The 13462-nt window shown below is 55.4% G+C and carries 12 protein-coding genes and 2 riboswitches; of the genes, 5 read left to right on the top strand and 7 right to left on the bottom strand.

The window, feature by feature from the left end; all coding sequences use genetic code 11:
• Nucleotides 1-68: 68 nt before the first annotated feature.
• From PYL13_RS21525 to PYL13_RS21495, 7 genes are read right to left on the bottom strand one after another with little or no spacing between them, the layout of a single operon-like run.
• Entirely contained in the window at nucleotides 69-1067 is a 999-nt protein-coding gene (locus PYL13_RS21525; RefSeq protein WP_275642295.1) for a TRAP transporter substrate-binding protein, read from the bottom strand.
• Between the two features lie 13 nt (nucleotides 1068-1080).
• Nucleotides 1081-2892 carry a TRAP transporter large permease gene (locus tag PYL13_RS21520; RefSeq protein ID WP_275642294.1) on the bottom strand — a complete coding sequence of 604 codons (1812 nt, stop codon included), beginning with the start codon at nucleotides 2890-2892 and terminating at the stop codon, nucleotides 1081-1083.
• A 2-nt stretch (nucleotides 2893-2894) separates the two neighbouring features.
• A complete protein-coding gene (gene thiD, locus PYL13_RS21515) occupies nucleotides 2895-3689 on the bottom strand; it encodes a bifunctional hydroxymethylpyrimidine kinase/phosphomethylpyrimidine kinase (RefSeq protein WP_275642293.1) in 795 nt (264 codons plus the stop codon).
• On the bottom strand, nucleotides 3686-4348 hold the full coding sequence (gene thiE / locus PYL13_RS21510; protein ID WP_275642292.1) for a thiamine phosphate synthase: 663 nt from the start codon (nucleotides 4346-4348) through the stop codon (nucleotides 3686-3688). The genes thiD and thiE overlap by 4 nt, the downstream gene beginning before the upstream one ends.
• The gene (locus PYL13_RS21505) at nucleotides 4335-5078 is read right to left on the bottom strand and encodes a hydroxyethylthiazole kinase (protein WP_275642291.1); all 744 of its coding nucleotides are present in this window, start codon (nucleotides 5076-5078) and stop codon (nucleotides 4335-4337) included. The genes thiE and PYL13_RS21505 overlap by 14 nt, the downstream gene beginning before the upstream one ends.
• Nucleotides 5075-6019, bottom strand: coding sequence for an ABC transporter substrate-binding protein (locus PYL13_RS21500; RefSeq protein ID WP_275642290.1), 945 nt, complete (start codon nucleotides 6017-6019; stop codon nucleotides 5075-5077). The genes PYL13_RS21505 and PYL13_RS21500 overlap by 4 nt, the downstream gene beginning before the upstream one ends.
• Nucleotides 6019-6801 carry an ABC transporter permease gene (locus tag PYL13_RS21495; protein ID WP_275642289.1) on the bottom strand — a complete coding sequence of 261 codons (783 nt, stop codon included), beginning with the start codon at nucleotides 6799-6801 and terminating at the stop codon, nucleotides 6019-6021. Before PYL13_RS21495 ends, PYL13_RS21500 begins: the two co-directional genes overlap by 1 nt.
• A 139-nt stretch (nucleotides 6802-6940) precedes the next feature.
• Nucleotides 6941-7043, bottom strand: a riboswitch (TPP riboswitch).
• A gap of 298 nt (nucleotides 7044-7341) precedes the next feature.
• Between PYL13_RS21495 and PYL13_RS21490 the strand changes: the two genes are divergently transcribed.
• From PYL13_RS21490 to PYL13_RS21470, 5 genes are all read left to right on the top strand, one after another.
• A complete protein-coding gene (locus PYL13_RS21490) occupies nucleotides 7342-9339 on the top strand; it encodes a methyl-accepting chemotaxis protein (protein ID WP_275642288.1) in 1998 nt (665 codons plus the stop codon).
• 107 nt (nucleotides 9340-9446) lie between these two features.
• Nucleotides 9447-9684, top strand: a riboswitch (cobalamin riboswitch).
• A 182-nt stretch (nucleotides 9685-9866) separates the two neighbouring features.
• Nucleotides 9867-10886, top strand: a complete 1020-nt coding sequence (locus PYL13_RS21485; protein WP_275642287.1) for an ABC transporter substrate-binding protein — start codon at nucleotides 9867-9869, stop codon at nucleotides 10884-10886.
• 5 nt (nucleotides 10887-10891) lie between these two features.
• The gene (locus tag PYL13_RS21480) at nucleotides 10892-11923 is read left to right on the top strand and encodes a FecCD family ABC transporter permease (protein ID WP_275642560.1); all 1032 of its coding nucleotides are present in this window, start codon (nucleotides 10892-10894) and stop codon (nucleotides 11921-11923) included.
• Nucleotides 11920-12684 carry an ABC transporter ATP-binding protein gene (locus tag PYL13_RS21475; RefSeq protein WP_275642286.1) on the top strand — a complete coding sequence of 255 codons (765 nt, stop codon included), beginning with the start codon at nucleotides 11920-11922 and terminating at the stop codon, nucleotides 12682-12684. The genes PYL13_RS21480 and PYL13_RS21475 overlap by 4 nt, the downstream gene beginning before the upstream one ends.
• A gap of 2 nt (nucleotides 12685-12686) precedes the next feature.
• Nucleotides 12687-13460: a class I SAM-dependent methyltransferase gene (locus PYL13_RS21470; protein WP_275642285.1), complete on the top strand. Its 774-nt coding sequence runs from the start codon at nucleotides 12687-12689 to the stop codon at nucleotides 13458-13460.
• Nucleotides 13461-13462: the final 2 nt, after the last annotated feature.

The following is a 13462-nucleotide window of genomic DNA, read 5'->3' as shown; positions in this document are numbered from 1 at the left end:
AAAATGCGGCCTTTGGCCGCTTTTTCTTTTTCATCAATTGAATAGCGCGATCCGCTAAACCATTTTCGTCAGGCAGCTTCCGCTGCATCAATACGTGCCATGCCGCCAACCACATCGGCAAAGTCACGCCACACGGCAGTGGCACCGCCCCGCCATTGATCGAGTGCTTCTGGCTCAAAAACCTGTCCGCCCAAGGATGAGGCTACTTTCATTGACGCTGTTTCATCTTCAACGATCAGCTGGTTGAAGTAGTCGGCGCCAGCAGCGGTCTCCTCCGACAAAACGGTCTTTTCCTCATCCGACAGTCCGCTCCAAAATATGTTGGAGAAATACACGACACCGGATGCGCGTATATGTCCGGTCTGTGTCATGCAGGGCACGACCTCGTAAAGTTTGAAACCGGCATAGGCAGATTTCGTCAGATCCATAGCGTCAGCCACGCCAGATGCCAGTGCATTGTAGGTTTCGGTGATAGGGATGCCGACCGGCACCGCGCCAAAAGAGCTCCAGAGTTTTGTATGCAGCGGGCTTTGGATAACCCGGATTTTCTGACCTGCTATATCCTGCGGTGTGCGGGCCGGTTCTTTTGTCAGAAGATGGCGTGGGCCGTAATCGATAAACCCGCCAACCACAAATTGCTGCTGCAGCAGTTCATCCTTCAGGCTTTGGCCGATATCGCTGTTGACGACACGTCTGAGATGTTCCGCATCGCGAAACAGGAAGGGCAGGTCGAGAAGCTGCAACTGCGGTACCCAGCCCGAGAGGGCTGAGACTGTAGAGAGGCTGGCCTGCACGGAACCGAGCCGCATGCTTTCAGCGACTTCCTTTTCGCCGCCCAATGCGCCATTTGCAACGATGTTGAAACGGAAGCGGCCCGGCAGGCGCGTTTCCACTTGTTTTGCGATCTGGCGCCAGATCCTGGTTTCCGGTTTGTCCTCTCCCAGCAGTGATGCAACGGTTATTGTCTGGATCCGGGCGAAGGCCGGTCTCATCAGGACGGGTAGAGGCAGCGTGGCTGTTGCGATGCCGAGGCTTTTCAAAAACATGCGGCGAGAAAATCTATGCACGGAAAGTATCCTTTCAGCGGAAAACAAGCGCGTAGGCGCAAAGAATGGTGAGGGAGACCAAAAGCGCAGTCAGATAGGGGAGAACGGCGCGAAAGAGGGAGGACGCAGGCACTTTCGTCACGCCGCTTACGACAAAAATCAACATGCCGATGGGTGGCGTCAGTCCGTGGATCATTAGGTTCACAACCAGAATGACGCCGAAATGAATGGGATCAATGCCAGCCGCGACCGCCGCAGGCAGTAGGATGGGACCAAACAGCAGAATGGCTGCGCCAATGTCCAGCACCAGACCGGCTGCAAGCAGCACGAGATTGGCCAGGAGCAGCACGGCAAAGGCACTGCCGCCAAGCATGGCTACAAAATCCATGACGTGGCCGGCCACGCCATCGGTTGCGAGCAGGAATGCAAATGGTGCGGCTGTCCCGATCAGTAGCCCAATGGCCGCCGCCTCCGTTGCGGCTTGGCGAAACACACCATAGAGCGTTTTAGCGCCTGTTCTGGCAAAATATGCGAGTGCAAATGTATAGGCCGCAGCGAGAGCGGAGGCTTCCGTTGTGGTGACAATGCCAAAGCGAATGCCAGCGACCACAATAACACCGAGGCCAAAGGCCGGAATGGCTGCAAATGCTGCCTGCCAACGTTCTTTTGCCGGGGCCGGTGGGCGCTTGTTTTTTTCGCGTACGGTCAAATGAATGGCGATTGCCAGACAGCATGCCATGACGCCGCCCGCAAAAAAGCCTCCAACCAGCAATGAACCTATCGAGAGGTTCGTTGCGGCGGCAAGGATGAGAAACGCAATGGATGGCGGGATGACGTTATCCAGCACGGAGGTTGCGGCGATAATGGCGCCTGCCTGTGCAGGTGGATATCCGTGCCGCACCAGTTCCGGCTGAAAGGTCGATGCTCCAAACGCCGCGTTGGCGACCGAAGAACCTGACGCGCCTGAGAAAAGCACGCTGGTCAACAATACGGTTTGCGCCAGACCTGCTCTTTTGTGACCGACCAGTGTCTGGGCAACATGCACCAGCCTTTGTGCAGCCCCTGATGCGCCAAGCAAGCCGCCGGTCAGCAGAAAAAATGGAATGGCCAACAGCAGAAATTTCGACATCCCGGTGACCGTTGTCGAAACAATAGCCTGTTCAGGCAGGGAACTGCCAAATGAAATGGCCAGATAGGCGGCGACGAGAAATGCATGGGCAAGCGGTGCCGCCAGCAATAGACCTGCCCCTGCAATCAGTGCCAGATAGAGACTGGCCGGAAATGAGCTGTCGATAAAGACCAGCGGAACCGCGGTATAGAGCAGAGTTCCGACAATTAGTGCAACAAGGCCTGTCCGCCATTGCCCGGTTGCCAACTGGCGAAGCAACATCATGATCAACAACAATGCGCCGCCGACGCCGATAAAACCGAAACGAATCCATTCCGGTAGACCAAGTGTGGGTGAGTAGCCGCCAAGCATCGTGCTTATGTTGACAGCGCCAAAGGTCAGGACAAACGCTGCCATGACACTGATGCTGTCAGCCGCAATGCGTGTCAGTGCACGCCCTCTTTCGGGCAACACGCGGACCAGCACATCAAAACGCATTGCCAATGCCCCGGTGACACTGAGCGGTGCAGCAAGCGCGATGAGGGCGATATGCAGCCAGATGCCAAGATCTTCGACGCCGACAATGCCGGTATGGAAAAAATAGCGCATGCCGGCAGTGGCAAGAACAGTGACCAGCATGATGGCGAGGACGATAACAGCAAGTGCGCCGAGCATTGCTTCTATGGCGTCGCTGAGACGCTGTGCAACATGCCTGATGTTATCGTCTCGCCAGACCATATTTACCACCAGCCGTGGAAATGGTGTACGGGTCCACGACCGTGCCCAATTGAAAGGCCGACACCCGCTTGCAGTGCCTTGTGCAGATAGTCCTTCGACTGCTCCACCGCATCGGTCAGTGAATATCCTTTGGCGAGATGCGCGGTGATTGCGGCGGCCAGCGTGCATCCGGTGCCGTGATCATTGTTGGTGTCGATGCGCGGTGCGGAAAAGACTTGGATTTCGTTTCCATCGAACAGAAGATCGGTGCTGTCAGGGCCGTCACCGTGTCCACCCTTGATCAGCACGGCGCGTGCCCCTGCTTTCAGGATGACGTCTGCCTGGCGCGCCATCTCACTCTGGTTTGCAGCGATGGGCAGATCCGTCAACAGCGCTGCTTCTGGCAGATTGGGCGTGACGACGGCTGCAAGCGGGACAAGTTCTTGCTTCAGTGTCTCGATCGCTTCCTGTTGTAAAAGCCGGTCGCCGGAGGTTGCAACCATCACCGGATCGAGAACCACGCCGCGTTTGTAGTGGCGCAGTCGCTCTGCAATGGCCAAAATTGTCTCCGACCGGGACACCATGCCGATCTTGACGGCATCGACATCGAGGTCGGAAAAAATGGCATCCATCTGCGCGACGATTAAGGGTACGGAAATGTCTTCAACAGCCGTCACGCCCCTGGTGTTCTGGGCGGTGATTGCGGTCAGTACACTGGCGGCATAAGTACCAAGCGCTGAAAATGTCTTGATATCAGCCTGAATGCCGGCCCCGCCGCCGCTATCGGAACCTGCAATGGTCAAAGCAATGGCGGTCATGGGTGTTTCTCCGCCAGTGTAGCATCCACTGCGTCACGGAAGCTGCGTGTCGCCTCAGCAATGTCATTGGCTCTGAAAATCGCGGAGATAACCGCGATGCCATCGGCACCGGCCGCGACGACCTCTGGTGTTCTTGCCAAATCGATGCCGGCAATGGCGCCGACCGGTAGTTCGGGTCGCTGCTGACGCAGTGCTGCCCGCAACGCACTGAAACCATCAATGCCGACTGGAAGGTCAGGATTGATTTTCGATACTGTTTCGAACACGCCGCCAATGCAGGCATAGTCGACAGGCGCCGCTGCCGCGCGTGCCGCGTCCTTGGCATTTTTGACGGTAAGTCCGATAATCGCCTCGTTGCCCAAAATGCTGCGTGCCGTCTCTGCATCCATGTCGTCCGCACCCAGATGCACACCATCTGCACCAGCCGCCAGCGCGACATCAACGCGGTCGTTGATGACAAGCGGGACGCCGCTTGTTTTGAGCGCGGCTATAATCTCCTTGGCCCGTTCGATCATCAAACGGGTGGATGCCGTCTTGTCGCGGTATTGAATCAGTGTTGCGCCGTTTTCGGCCGCGATACGGGCGAGTTCCCGCAGCGGGGCGATATCGATCAGGGAGCCATCGACCAACGCGTTCAGGCGATAATCAACCTTCGTCATGTTCTATCCTTGCATGGGAAATGATGTCCTGACGGCCAATGGCCGACAGCATGTCGAGAAATGCCGGCTCGAATGTGCCGGGACCATTGGCGTAGACCGCGGCCTGCTCTGCAGAAATTCCCGTCACACACAGCGCCGCACTGGCCGCCAGCAGCGCGTCTGGCTCTACCGCTAGGAACGCGGCGATTATGCCGCCGGAAAGGCAGCCTGTTCCGGTCACTTTCGCCATCCATGGATGACCGTTGGAAATACGGACCGATCGATTTGCGAGAGACAAATGGTCTTGCGGACCGGTTTGAATTCGCAAGCTGTTGCCTGTGTCGTCAAACAGCGCCATTTCAGCCGCATTGCCACGGATGATGGTCGGCGAATGTTGCAGAAGGTCCCTTGCAAAGGCCAGTCGCGACGGAGAGTAGTCGCAGTGGACGGGGTCAACGATCCAAGGTTTGCCATGCGCATTGGCCACCTGCACAGCAAGCAGGACAACCTTGCGACGTTCCGCATCCAGCGTGCCGAGATTAATGGTCAACGCATCGGCTTTGAGAACAAAACTTTCGATTTCCTCCATCGACGATGTCATCGAAGGAATGGCATCGACCGCCGTAATGCCATCGGCAGTGAATTTCTGCACGACGGTGTTCATCAGGCAATGGACGCGAGGGCGGCTTTGCCGCACCCGCTCGAGCACATCGGCTGCCTTTTTAGCTGATATTGTATGGGCCGTAATCATTGCAATTCCACCGCAAGGTCTTCAACGGCAGGCGCCTGTTTCACCAGTTCCATGTCCTGCATGAACTGGCCGAAACGTTCGTAACGGGCGCGATCCAGTGCCGAGGGGCGTTTGGCAAAACGCGGCAGGGTGTCGATGAATGCCTGGCGGTTCAGGTCGTCATTGAGGCTGGGGTAGGCTTTGATGAACAGTTCCCAAGCTTCCTGCGGGTGGTTTGTGATGAAGATCGAGGCTTGTTCGACGGCATCAAGGAAACGCGGCAAGCGAGTGTCCGAGACCAGATCCTTGTTGGTGATGAAGATCAGTTCGTCATAAGCGGGAACACCATGCTCCTCAGGGAAAAAGGAATAACCTTCGTGACCTGCGAGCTTCATCTGGGTCAGTTCAAAATTGCGGAAGCCGCCAAGTGTCGCATCGACCTTGCCGCTGATCAGCGAAGGTGACAGCGAGAAGTTGACGTTGATAAGCTCAACATCGTCAAGGCTGACACCTTCCTTCTCAAGCATGCGCTTCAGCATGGCATCTTCGAAACCGGATACAGAAAAACCGATCTTTTTGCCCTTCAGGTCCTTCAGGCTTTTGATCGGCCCATCAGCCAGAACCGTCACCGTGTTAAGCGGTGTCTCGACAAGTGTTCCAAACCGCAGGATCGGCAAACCGGCAGCGTTGTCGAGATAGAGGTTTGGTTGATAATGCACGCCAATGTCGGCCTGTTTGACGGCGACCAGACGCGGAACGGAAGATGGATCGGCTGGTGGTACCAACTCGACTTCTAACCCTTCAGCTTTGAAGACGCCGCGTTCAGCGGCGATGACCATCGGCGCGTGATCGGGATTGACGAACCACTCCAGCATCACCGTCAGCTTGTCGGCGGCATGTGTCACGGATGCGGGAAGGATCGTCGCAAGTGCGATGGAAAGAGAAAGGGCAAGTTTCTTCATCAGGCGTGTTTCCTTGAGGAATTAAGAAATGGCAGGGAATGTTCAGTCTCGACCGCCCATGGGGTGAGCCCTCTGGTGACGCGGTCGATAAAAAGGCGAGAAAGCACGGTCAGAACCGCAAGAATGGCCATGGCTGCAAAAACCGTATCGGTTTGCATACGGGCATTGGCCTGCACCATGACGAAACCAAGCCCTGAGGACGCGCCGACCCATTCGCCGATGACGGCACCAAGGGGTGCGAGCGGCGCTGCGACCCGCAGGCCCGAAATCAGCCCCGGCAGGGCGAGGGGCACCCGTAACCGCAGCAGGATCTGCCAGTGTGTTGCCTGTGTGAGCGCTGCGGCATCCAGAATTGCTCTTTCCGTGCGTTGCAGGCCGTCATTGAAGGCCGAGGCGACAGGAAAGAAGATGATCAGCGTCGTCATCGCTACTTTCGAGGCCATGCCGAAGCCGAGCCACAGCACGAGGATGGGAGCAAGGACAAACACGGGAAATGCCTGCAGGATCAGCATGGTTGGCCAGACCAGCTTTCCAACTCTCGGAAATGCTGCTGTTGCGAAAGCTGTCCCAACGCCAAACCCAGTGCCCAATACAAGGCCAACCACCATTTCAGTCAGGGTGATCAGGCTGTTTTCGAGCAAGTAGGATGGCTGCCGTGACAGCGCCGAAACGACGTCATAGGGCGAGGGTAGAATATAATGCGCAGGGGCAAACAGCCACGTGCCAACCTGCCAGCCAACGACCAGCAACAGCACGCCGCAAACGGCGGATGAGACACGCATTTGGGTTTATACGAAACGATAAACCAAATGAGGGGGATGGCCGCGAACGGCACCTATAGCAATCTTGAATGTCATCTACGATCTCCAGACTTGTGACAATCACGGAGATCCAGGCAAGCGGAGAAGAGAAAAGGGGGCTTTATGCCGCTGTTTCCGTTCCTACGCCGGTACGACCCGGATCAGGTTCAAGGGTCCGGCTCACCGCCATCTCAGCATCGTAGGATGCCCCCCTCGGAATAGGTGCAAATTGTCGCGTTTTTGCCCTGCTGTCAATGAGATTGCTACTTGTACATGAAAACTGTCGAACATACTGTTTTTAAGGCGTTTTTTTATAACGCTTGGACTGGTTGTAACCGAAAGTTATACAAGTTTTTAATAAATTTCTTTCTATAACGATGTTGAACGACACCTTCCGGGGCTGCATGACGCTTGTTGTTTGAGCTTTTAGTCGAAGCATAGTTTTCCCACAAAAATCGATGTCGGAATGCCGCAGCCTGCGGCACAGTATTCCGCTTGTCCTTTCGTTCTAGGAAGTCCAACATGTTGAAAAACCTCAGCATCAAGTGGAAGATACTTTCCACCTTGTTCATGCTCGGCTTGGTTTCGTTTGGTGGTTTTACATTCATTACCGCCAAGTTCAGTGATGCAAACACCAGCTACCTTGGCTTTATCGACAAGGAAGCAACCTCCGCCATGATGAGCGCCCGTGCCGCTTCCGGTATCTGGACATCGGTTGTCTGGGCAGAGCGTATGCTGCAAATGGATGCTCAGCATCCTGGCCTGCCGGAGATGCGCGAACGCTTCGCCTCCAACTTCAAGCTTGCCAAGGATCGACTGGCCGCCGTGCCGGCGTCGGTTCCGAGCCGCAAGGACGACATAGAGAAGTTGCTGGCTTCGACCAACGAACTGCAAACCATGTATGAAAAAATGCTGCAGCTGCATTTCGGCGGCAATGGCGCAGAACTACCAGCCATGCAGTCAAAGCTGGAAACACTGTTGAAACAGGTTTCGGATCAGGCCGGTGCTAACAACACCGCACTGTCGCAGCTTTTGGACAATGGCAGCAAGTCGCTTTCCGCATCGATCGGCTCGACGATTACACAGAGCTTCATCTTTATGTGTGTTGGCTTGGTGGCGGCCGTTTGTTTTGCGATTTACGTCGCTCACGCCGGTATCACTGCACCGATGGTTCGTTTGCGCGAACGCATGCAGACACTGGCCAGTGGCGATGTGAAGTCTGAAATTGACGGCCTGGACCGCAAGGACGAAATTGGCAACATGGCGGCCGCAGTGGCCGTGTTCCGCGACAACGCCATTGAACGTGGTCGCCTGTCCCGTCAAGCTGATGAAGATCGCGTCAGCACCGAGAATGAGCGCGCTGAACGCGAGCAGCAGAAGGTCCTGGAAGCCGCAGAAATTCAGAAAGCCGTCGATACGCTGGGTGCCGCGCTTGGCAAACTGGCTGATGGCGATCTGGCTGCGCGTATTGCACATCCATTTAACGGCCAACTGGACACACTGCGTCAGAACTTCAACCATTCGGCAGAAAAGCTTGATCTGGCGATGCAGAGCGTTGGTACAAATGCCCGCGCCATCGATGCTGGTGCCAATGAAATCCGCTCCTCGGCTGACGACCTTTCCCGCCGCACAGAGCAGCAGGCTGCTTCTGTTGAAGAGACAGCCGCCGCTCTGGAAGAAATCACCACGACGGTCAAAGATTCCGCCAAGCGCGCAGAAGAGGCACGCCACCTGGTTTCCCGTACCCGTCAGGAAGCAGAAAAGTCTGGTGAAGTGGTGCGTGAAGCCGTCACCGCAATGGAGCAGATTGAAAAATCCTCCAGCGAAATCGGTAACATTATCGGTGTTATCGATGACATCGCCTTCCAGACCAACCTGCTTGCTCTGAACGCGGGTGTCGAAGCGGCGCGCGCCGGTGAAGCTGGTAAGGGTTTTGCTGTTGTGGCGCAGGAAGTTCGTGAACTTGCCCAGCGCTCCGCAAATGCCGCCAAGGAAATCAAGTCGCTGATCACCGCCTCGACATCGCATGTTGAAACCGGGGTTCAACTTGTCGACCAGACAGGCAAGGCGCTGGACGCGATTGTTGCTCAAGTTCAGGAAATCAACCAGCATGTTCACGCAATTGCTGAGGCAACCCGCGAACAGTCGGTTGGTCTTCAGGAAATCAACACCGCCGTCAACACCATGGATCAGGGCACACAACAGAACGCCGCCATGGTCGAAGAAACAACGGCAGCAAGCCATGGTCTTGCAACGGAAGCCACGTCCCTCAACTCGCTGCTCGGCCAGTTCAGACTGACAGGCACCGGCGGTATGGCTGGTTTCGCAAGGCCTGCTGCTCCTCGCGCCGCCGCTTCGGTTTCGCGACCTGCTGCACCGGCACCGGTGGTAGCATCGACAAAGTCCAGGCCGATTGCTTCTCCAGCACGTGCACTGGGCAATAAGTTGGCGAGCGCCTTCGGTGGCGGTTTATCTGCCGCTGCGACTACAGCCAAGGAAGCGGACTGGACAGAATTCTGAGCCTCCAAGATTTTTGAGAATGAAAAATGCCGCCGCCTCAATCTCTGGGGCGGCGGTTTTCTTTTGTTCGGTCTGTTGCAATAGCCTTGACCTTGTCTGCGCCTTGGCCATAAGTGGCATCCGACGGTTCTCCAAAGGGTTGTACCTGGAGGGGATTAATAGGGAACATGGTGCGTTTCTATCGAAGAAACAATGCCATGGCTGCCCCCGCAACTGTAAGCGGATTGCCGCTCATCCTTGTGGTGTAGCTCTTACACCATGCCACTGTGCCCCTGAGTGCACGGGAAGGCAGATGAACGGCGTGAATTCGTGAGCCAGGAGACCTGCCGTTATTTGTTAATCCAACGCACCGGGCGGGGTTGTCCGGAAAGGAATAGTCATGTTATTACATAACATATGCATTTGTTGCCTCCGTTCATCGCATTGTTGGGTTAACCGCGCGTCGTTTTTCTAAACGCTGCACAAACCGGGCAATTCATTCCCGTAATCTCAACTGCATTTCTAATATTTCCAATCGGAAGGCTTCCATGCGTGCCATCATAAAAACTCTCAGTGCTGTAACCGTTTTAGTTGTCGGGTTCTCTGCTAGCGCCCATGCGGCGACCCAATATCCGTTGACGGTTACCAATTGCGGTCAGTCGATTACGTTCGAAAAAGCACCAGCAAAGATCGTTTCGATCGGACAGGGCATGACCGAAATCCTGTTTTCCCTTGGCTTGGCAGACAAGATTGCCGGTACCGCCGTTTGGGTTGGGCCGGTTTTGAAAGAATATGAAGGCGTCAATGCGCAAATTCCGCGCCTTGCAGACAATGACCCCAGCTTTGAATCGGTTGTCGGCAAAGAGCCTGATCTGGTTGCTGCGGAGTTCGAATGGCACGTCGGCACGCAGGGTTCTGTGGGCAAACGCGAACAATTCGGTTCACTTGGCATCAATACCTATGTTTCTCCTGCAGACTGCGTGGCCAAGATCAATGCCGATGGTGGCGATGGCGTACGCAAAGAGCTTTTCACGATGGATCTGATCTATCAGCAGATCAGCGAACTCTCCGATATTTTCGATATCAAAGAACGGGGCGAAAAACTGGTAGCCGATCTGAGGGCACGTGAGGCCGCAGCCGTCGCGTCGATCGGAAACGCATCGTCGGCCAATCTTCCTGTTGTTTTCTGGTTCTCCAGCAAGGAAGTGAAGGGCGACGCCTATATTGCCGGTAAAAACAGTGCTCCGGCCTATATTCTGAAAACGCTTGGTGCCAAAAATGTCGTAAGCACGGAAGAAGAGTGGCCGCTGGTCGGTTGGGAAACCATTGCCGAATCCAACCCTGCTGTCGTCGTTATCGCTACCATGGATCGTCGCCGTTATGCCGCCGATGATCCTGCGGTCAAGATTGACTTCCTGGAAAATGATCCGGTCACCAGCCACATGGATGCCGTTAAGAACAAACATTTCGTCATGATGGATGCACAGTCCATGAACCCGACCATTCGTACGATTGATGGCATTGAAATCCTGGCAAAGGGTATCCAGGCGCTCGGGATTTCCAAGTGACAGAAATGTCTGCACGTCGTTCAGCATGGTGGCTGCCTTTGGCAGTCACCGTCTTTTTTCTAGCTCTTCTCGGCTTCATGATAAGTCTTGCCGTGTCGATCGGCGAAATTTCCATTCCGCTCGATACGACGGTCAAGGCGATCATGAAACGCGCCTTTGGAATGCCGTTTGAAATCAGCCGCATCCATGAAGGCGTAATCTGGGACTATCGTCTGAGCCGCGCCTTGGTTGCGGCAAGTGCAGGGGCTGCGCTGGCGCTCTGTGGCGTGATCCTGCAAGCATTGCTACGCAACCCTCTTGCTGAACCTTTCGTGCTGGGCATTTCCGCAGGTGCCTCGACCGGTGCCGTTTGTATTATGGTTCTGGGAATCGGTTACGGTGTTTTGACACTGTCTACGGGAGCATTTCTGGGCGCCGTCGTTGCGTTTCTTCTCGTGTCACTGCTTGCGGCCGGCGCTGGTGGCAGCAGCGACCGTATCATTCTTGCCGGCGTGGCCGGTTCGCAGCTCTTTAATGCGCTGACATCCTATATCGTCACCACATCTGCAAATGCAGAACAGGCACGTGGTGTGATGTTCTGGTTGCTCGGTAGCCTGTCCGGTGTGCGCTGGCCGGACGTTTATCTCGCTGCACCCGTTGCATTGTTGGGTTTTGTGTTTTGTGCGGCCCATGCCCGGGCACTGGATGCTTTCATGTTCGGTACAGATACCGCCGCCGGACTTGGTATTCCCGTTCGTCGTGTACGCATAACTCTGCTTGGCGTGACGGCATTGATGACGGCAACCGTCGTCAGCATTGTTGGTTGCATCGGATTTGTCGGATTGGTCATTCCCCATGCCGCACGTTTCATTGCTGGCTCCGGACATCAGCGTCTTTTGCCTGTGTCTGCGATGATCGGTGCCATATTCATGGTGGCAGCCGATATCGTGTCACGTATCATCATCCCACAGCAAATCCTGCCCATCGGCGTCGTAACTGCATTGTTTGGCGCTCCCGCTTTTGCCTTTATTCTCTACCGGGCACGGAGGGCCGCATGAGTATTTCGCTGGAAAAAGTTCACTGGGCCTCAGGCGGCAGTCTTATTGTCAATGGCGTAACTCTCGACGCTGCACCCGGCACGACGCTTGGCCTGCTTGGGCCAAATGGTTCGGGAAAATCCAGTTTGCTGCGACTCATCTGCCGTATCCGCAAAGTCCAGAGCGGCGTAATTACGCTTGGCGGCGAGGACATAGCGACCCTTTCTCAGTCACAGATTGCCAAAAGTACGGCCTTTGTCGAACAACAGGCAACGACGGAAATCCAGGTCAGTGTGATCGATGTCGTCAAGCTTGGAAGAACACCGCATCGCAGCCCGATTTCAATCTGGAAGTCGGAAGATGAGGCCGCCGTACAGGATGCGCTGACACATGTCGGCATGCTGGATAAAGCCTCGAGGCTTTGGCACACGCTGTCTGGTGGTGAAAAACAGCGGGTTCATATTGCCCGGGCATTGGCGCAAACGCCGTCACAGCTTCTGTTGGATGAACCAACCAACCACCTCGATATTCAGCACCAGCTGGACATTCTGGCGCTGGTGTCCCGGTTGCCGGTAACGTGTATCGTCGCCTTGCATGATCTCAATCTTGCAGCGATGTTCTGCGACAATCTCGCGGTCATGCATGCGGGGGAGATCGTGGCTTTCGGCCCGCCAGAAGAGGTTCTGACGGAAACACTCATTCGTGACGTTTTTGGAGTTAGTGCGCGTATTGAGCGATCATCTTACCATGGCCGCTGCCATATCCAGTACAAGACGGCTTGACCATGAGCATCGACAACTTCCATCTCAAGGACGATATCAGGGATTACTGGTCGAAACGGTCGGAAACATTCGATCTGGTATTCGGCCATCGTATTCCACCCGGACCAGAATTTGACGCCTGGCAGCAGCCAGTGCGCGACGCTTTAGGTGAACATTCATTATCCGTGCTGGAACTGGCCTGTGGCACGGGCGAGGTGACACGGCTTATTCACGACATTGGTCACAACGTGACGGCCCTCGATTTCTCCGAAGCCATGTTGTCAGTTGCGCGGCGCAAACACGCGGGAAAACCGCGTCTGCGTTTTGTGCTTGCGGATGCCGAAAACACGATGGAGCCTGACGACATCTATGATGCCATCGTGTGCCGTCATCTGGTCTGGACGTTGACGCAGCCTGAACAGGCGTTTCAGGAATGGCACCGTGTATTGAAGTCCGGTGGCCGTTTGCTGGTTTTTGACGGGGACTGGGCACAATTGACGCTGGTTGGTCGCATCGCGTCAAAGCTGATTGCGCTTCTTGGTCGGTTTTCCCCGCCCGATCCACATTACGACAGTGCTCAAAGCGCCAAACATAAACACATCATGGAGCAACTGCCGTTCGGGGGCGGGCTTCGTCCTGAACGCATCATTCCACTGCTGAAAGATGCCGGGTTTTCAGATATTCGCCTGCACTCGCACGACCCGATCGCGGTGGCGCAGCGTAAGCAGGCGAAGTTGCGTGATCGTTTGAGAACGCGGCTTTATCGACGGTTTATTCTGACCGCAACAAAGCCGTGATG

The sequence above is a fragment of the Agrobacterium sp. Azo12 genome (genome assembly GCF_029193765.2).
Classification (GTDB): domain Bacteria; phylum Pseudomonadota; class Alphaproteobacteria; order Rhizobiales; family Rhizobiaceae; genus Agrobacterium.
This window is presented reverse-complemented; position numbering and strand designations above follow the sequence as displayed.

Bases quoted from the DNA above. Each gene is read 5' to 3' on its own strand.
- PYL13_RS21520 (WP_275642294.1), bottom strand. From the start codon at position 2,892: ATGGTCTGGCGAGACGATAACATCAGGCATGTTGCACAGCGTCTCAGC.
- thiD (WP_275642293.1), bottom strand. From the start codon at position 3,689: ATGACCGCCATTGCTTTGACCATTGCAGGTTCCGATAGCGGCGGCGGG.
- thiE (WP_275642292.1), bottom strand. From the start codon at position 4,348: ATGACGAAGGTTGATTATCGCCTGAACGCGTTGGTCGATGGCTCCCTG.
- PYL13_RS21505 (WP_275642291.1), bottom strand. From the start codon at position 5,078: ATGATTACGGCCCATACAATATCAGCTAAAAAGGCAGCCGATGTGCTC.
- PYL13_RS21500 (WP_275642290.1), bottom strand. From the start codon at position 6,019: ATGAAGAAACTTGCCCTTTCTCTTTCCATCGCACTTGCGACGATCCTT.
- PYL13_RS21495 (WP_275642289.1), bottom strand. From the start codon at position 6,801: ATGCGTGTCTCATCCGCCGTTTGCGGCGTGCTGTTGCTGGTCGTTGGC.
- PYL13_RS21490 (WP_275642288.1), top strand. From the start codon at position 7,342: ATGTTGAAAAACCTCAGCATCAAGTGGAAGATACTTTCCACCTTGTTC.
- PYL13_RS21485 (WP_275642287.1), top strand. From the start codon at position 9,867: ATGCGTGCCATCATAAAAACTCTCAGTGCTGTAACCGTTTTAGTTGTC.
- PYL13_RS21480 (WP_275642560.1), top strand. From the start codon at position 10,892: ATGTCTGCACGTCGTTCAGCATGGTGGCTGCCTTTGGCAGTCACCGTC.
- PYL13_RS21475 (WP_275642286.1), top strand. From the start codon at position 11,920: ATGAGTATTTCGCTGGAAAAAGTTCACTGGGCCTCAGGCGGCAGTCTT.
- PYL13_RS21470 (WP_275642285.1), top strand. From the start codon at position 12,687: ATGAGCATCGACAACTTCCATCTCAAGGACGATATCAGGGATTACTGG.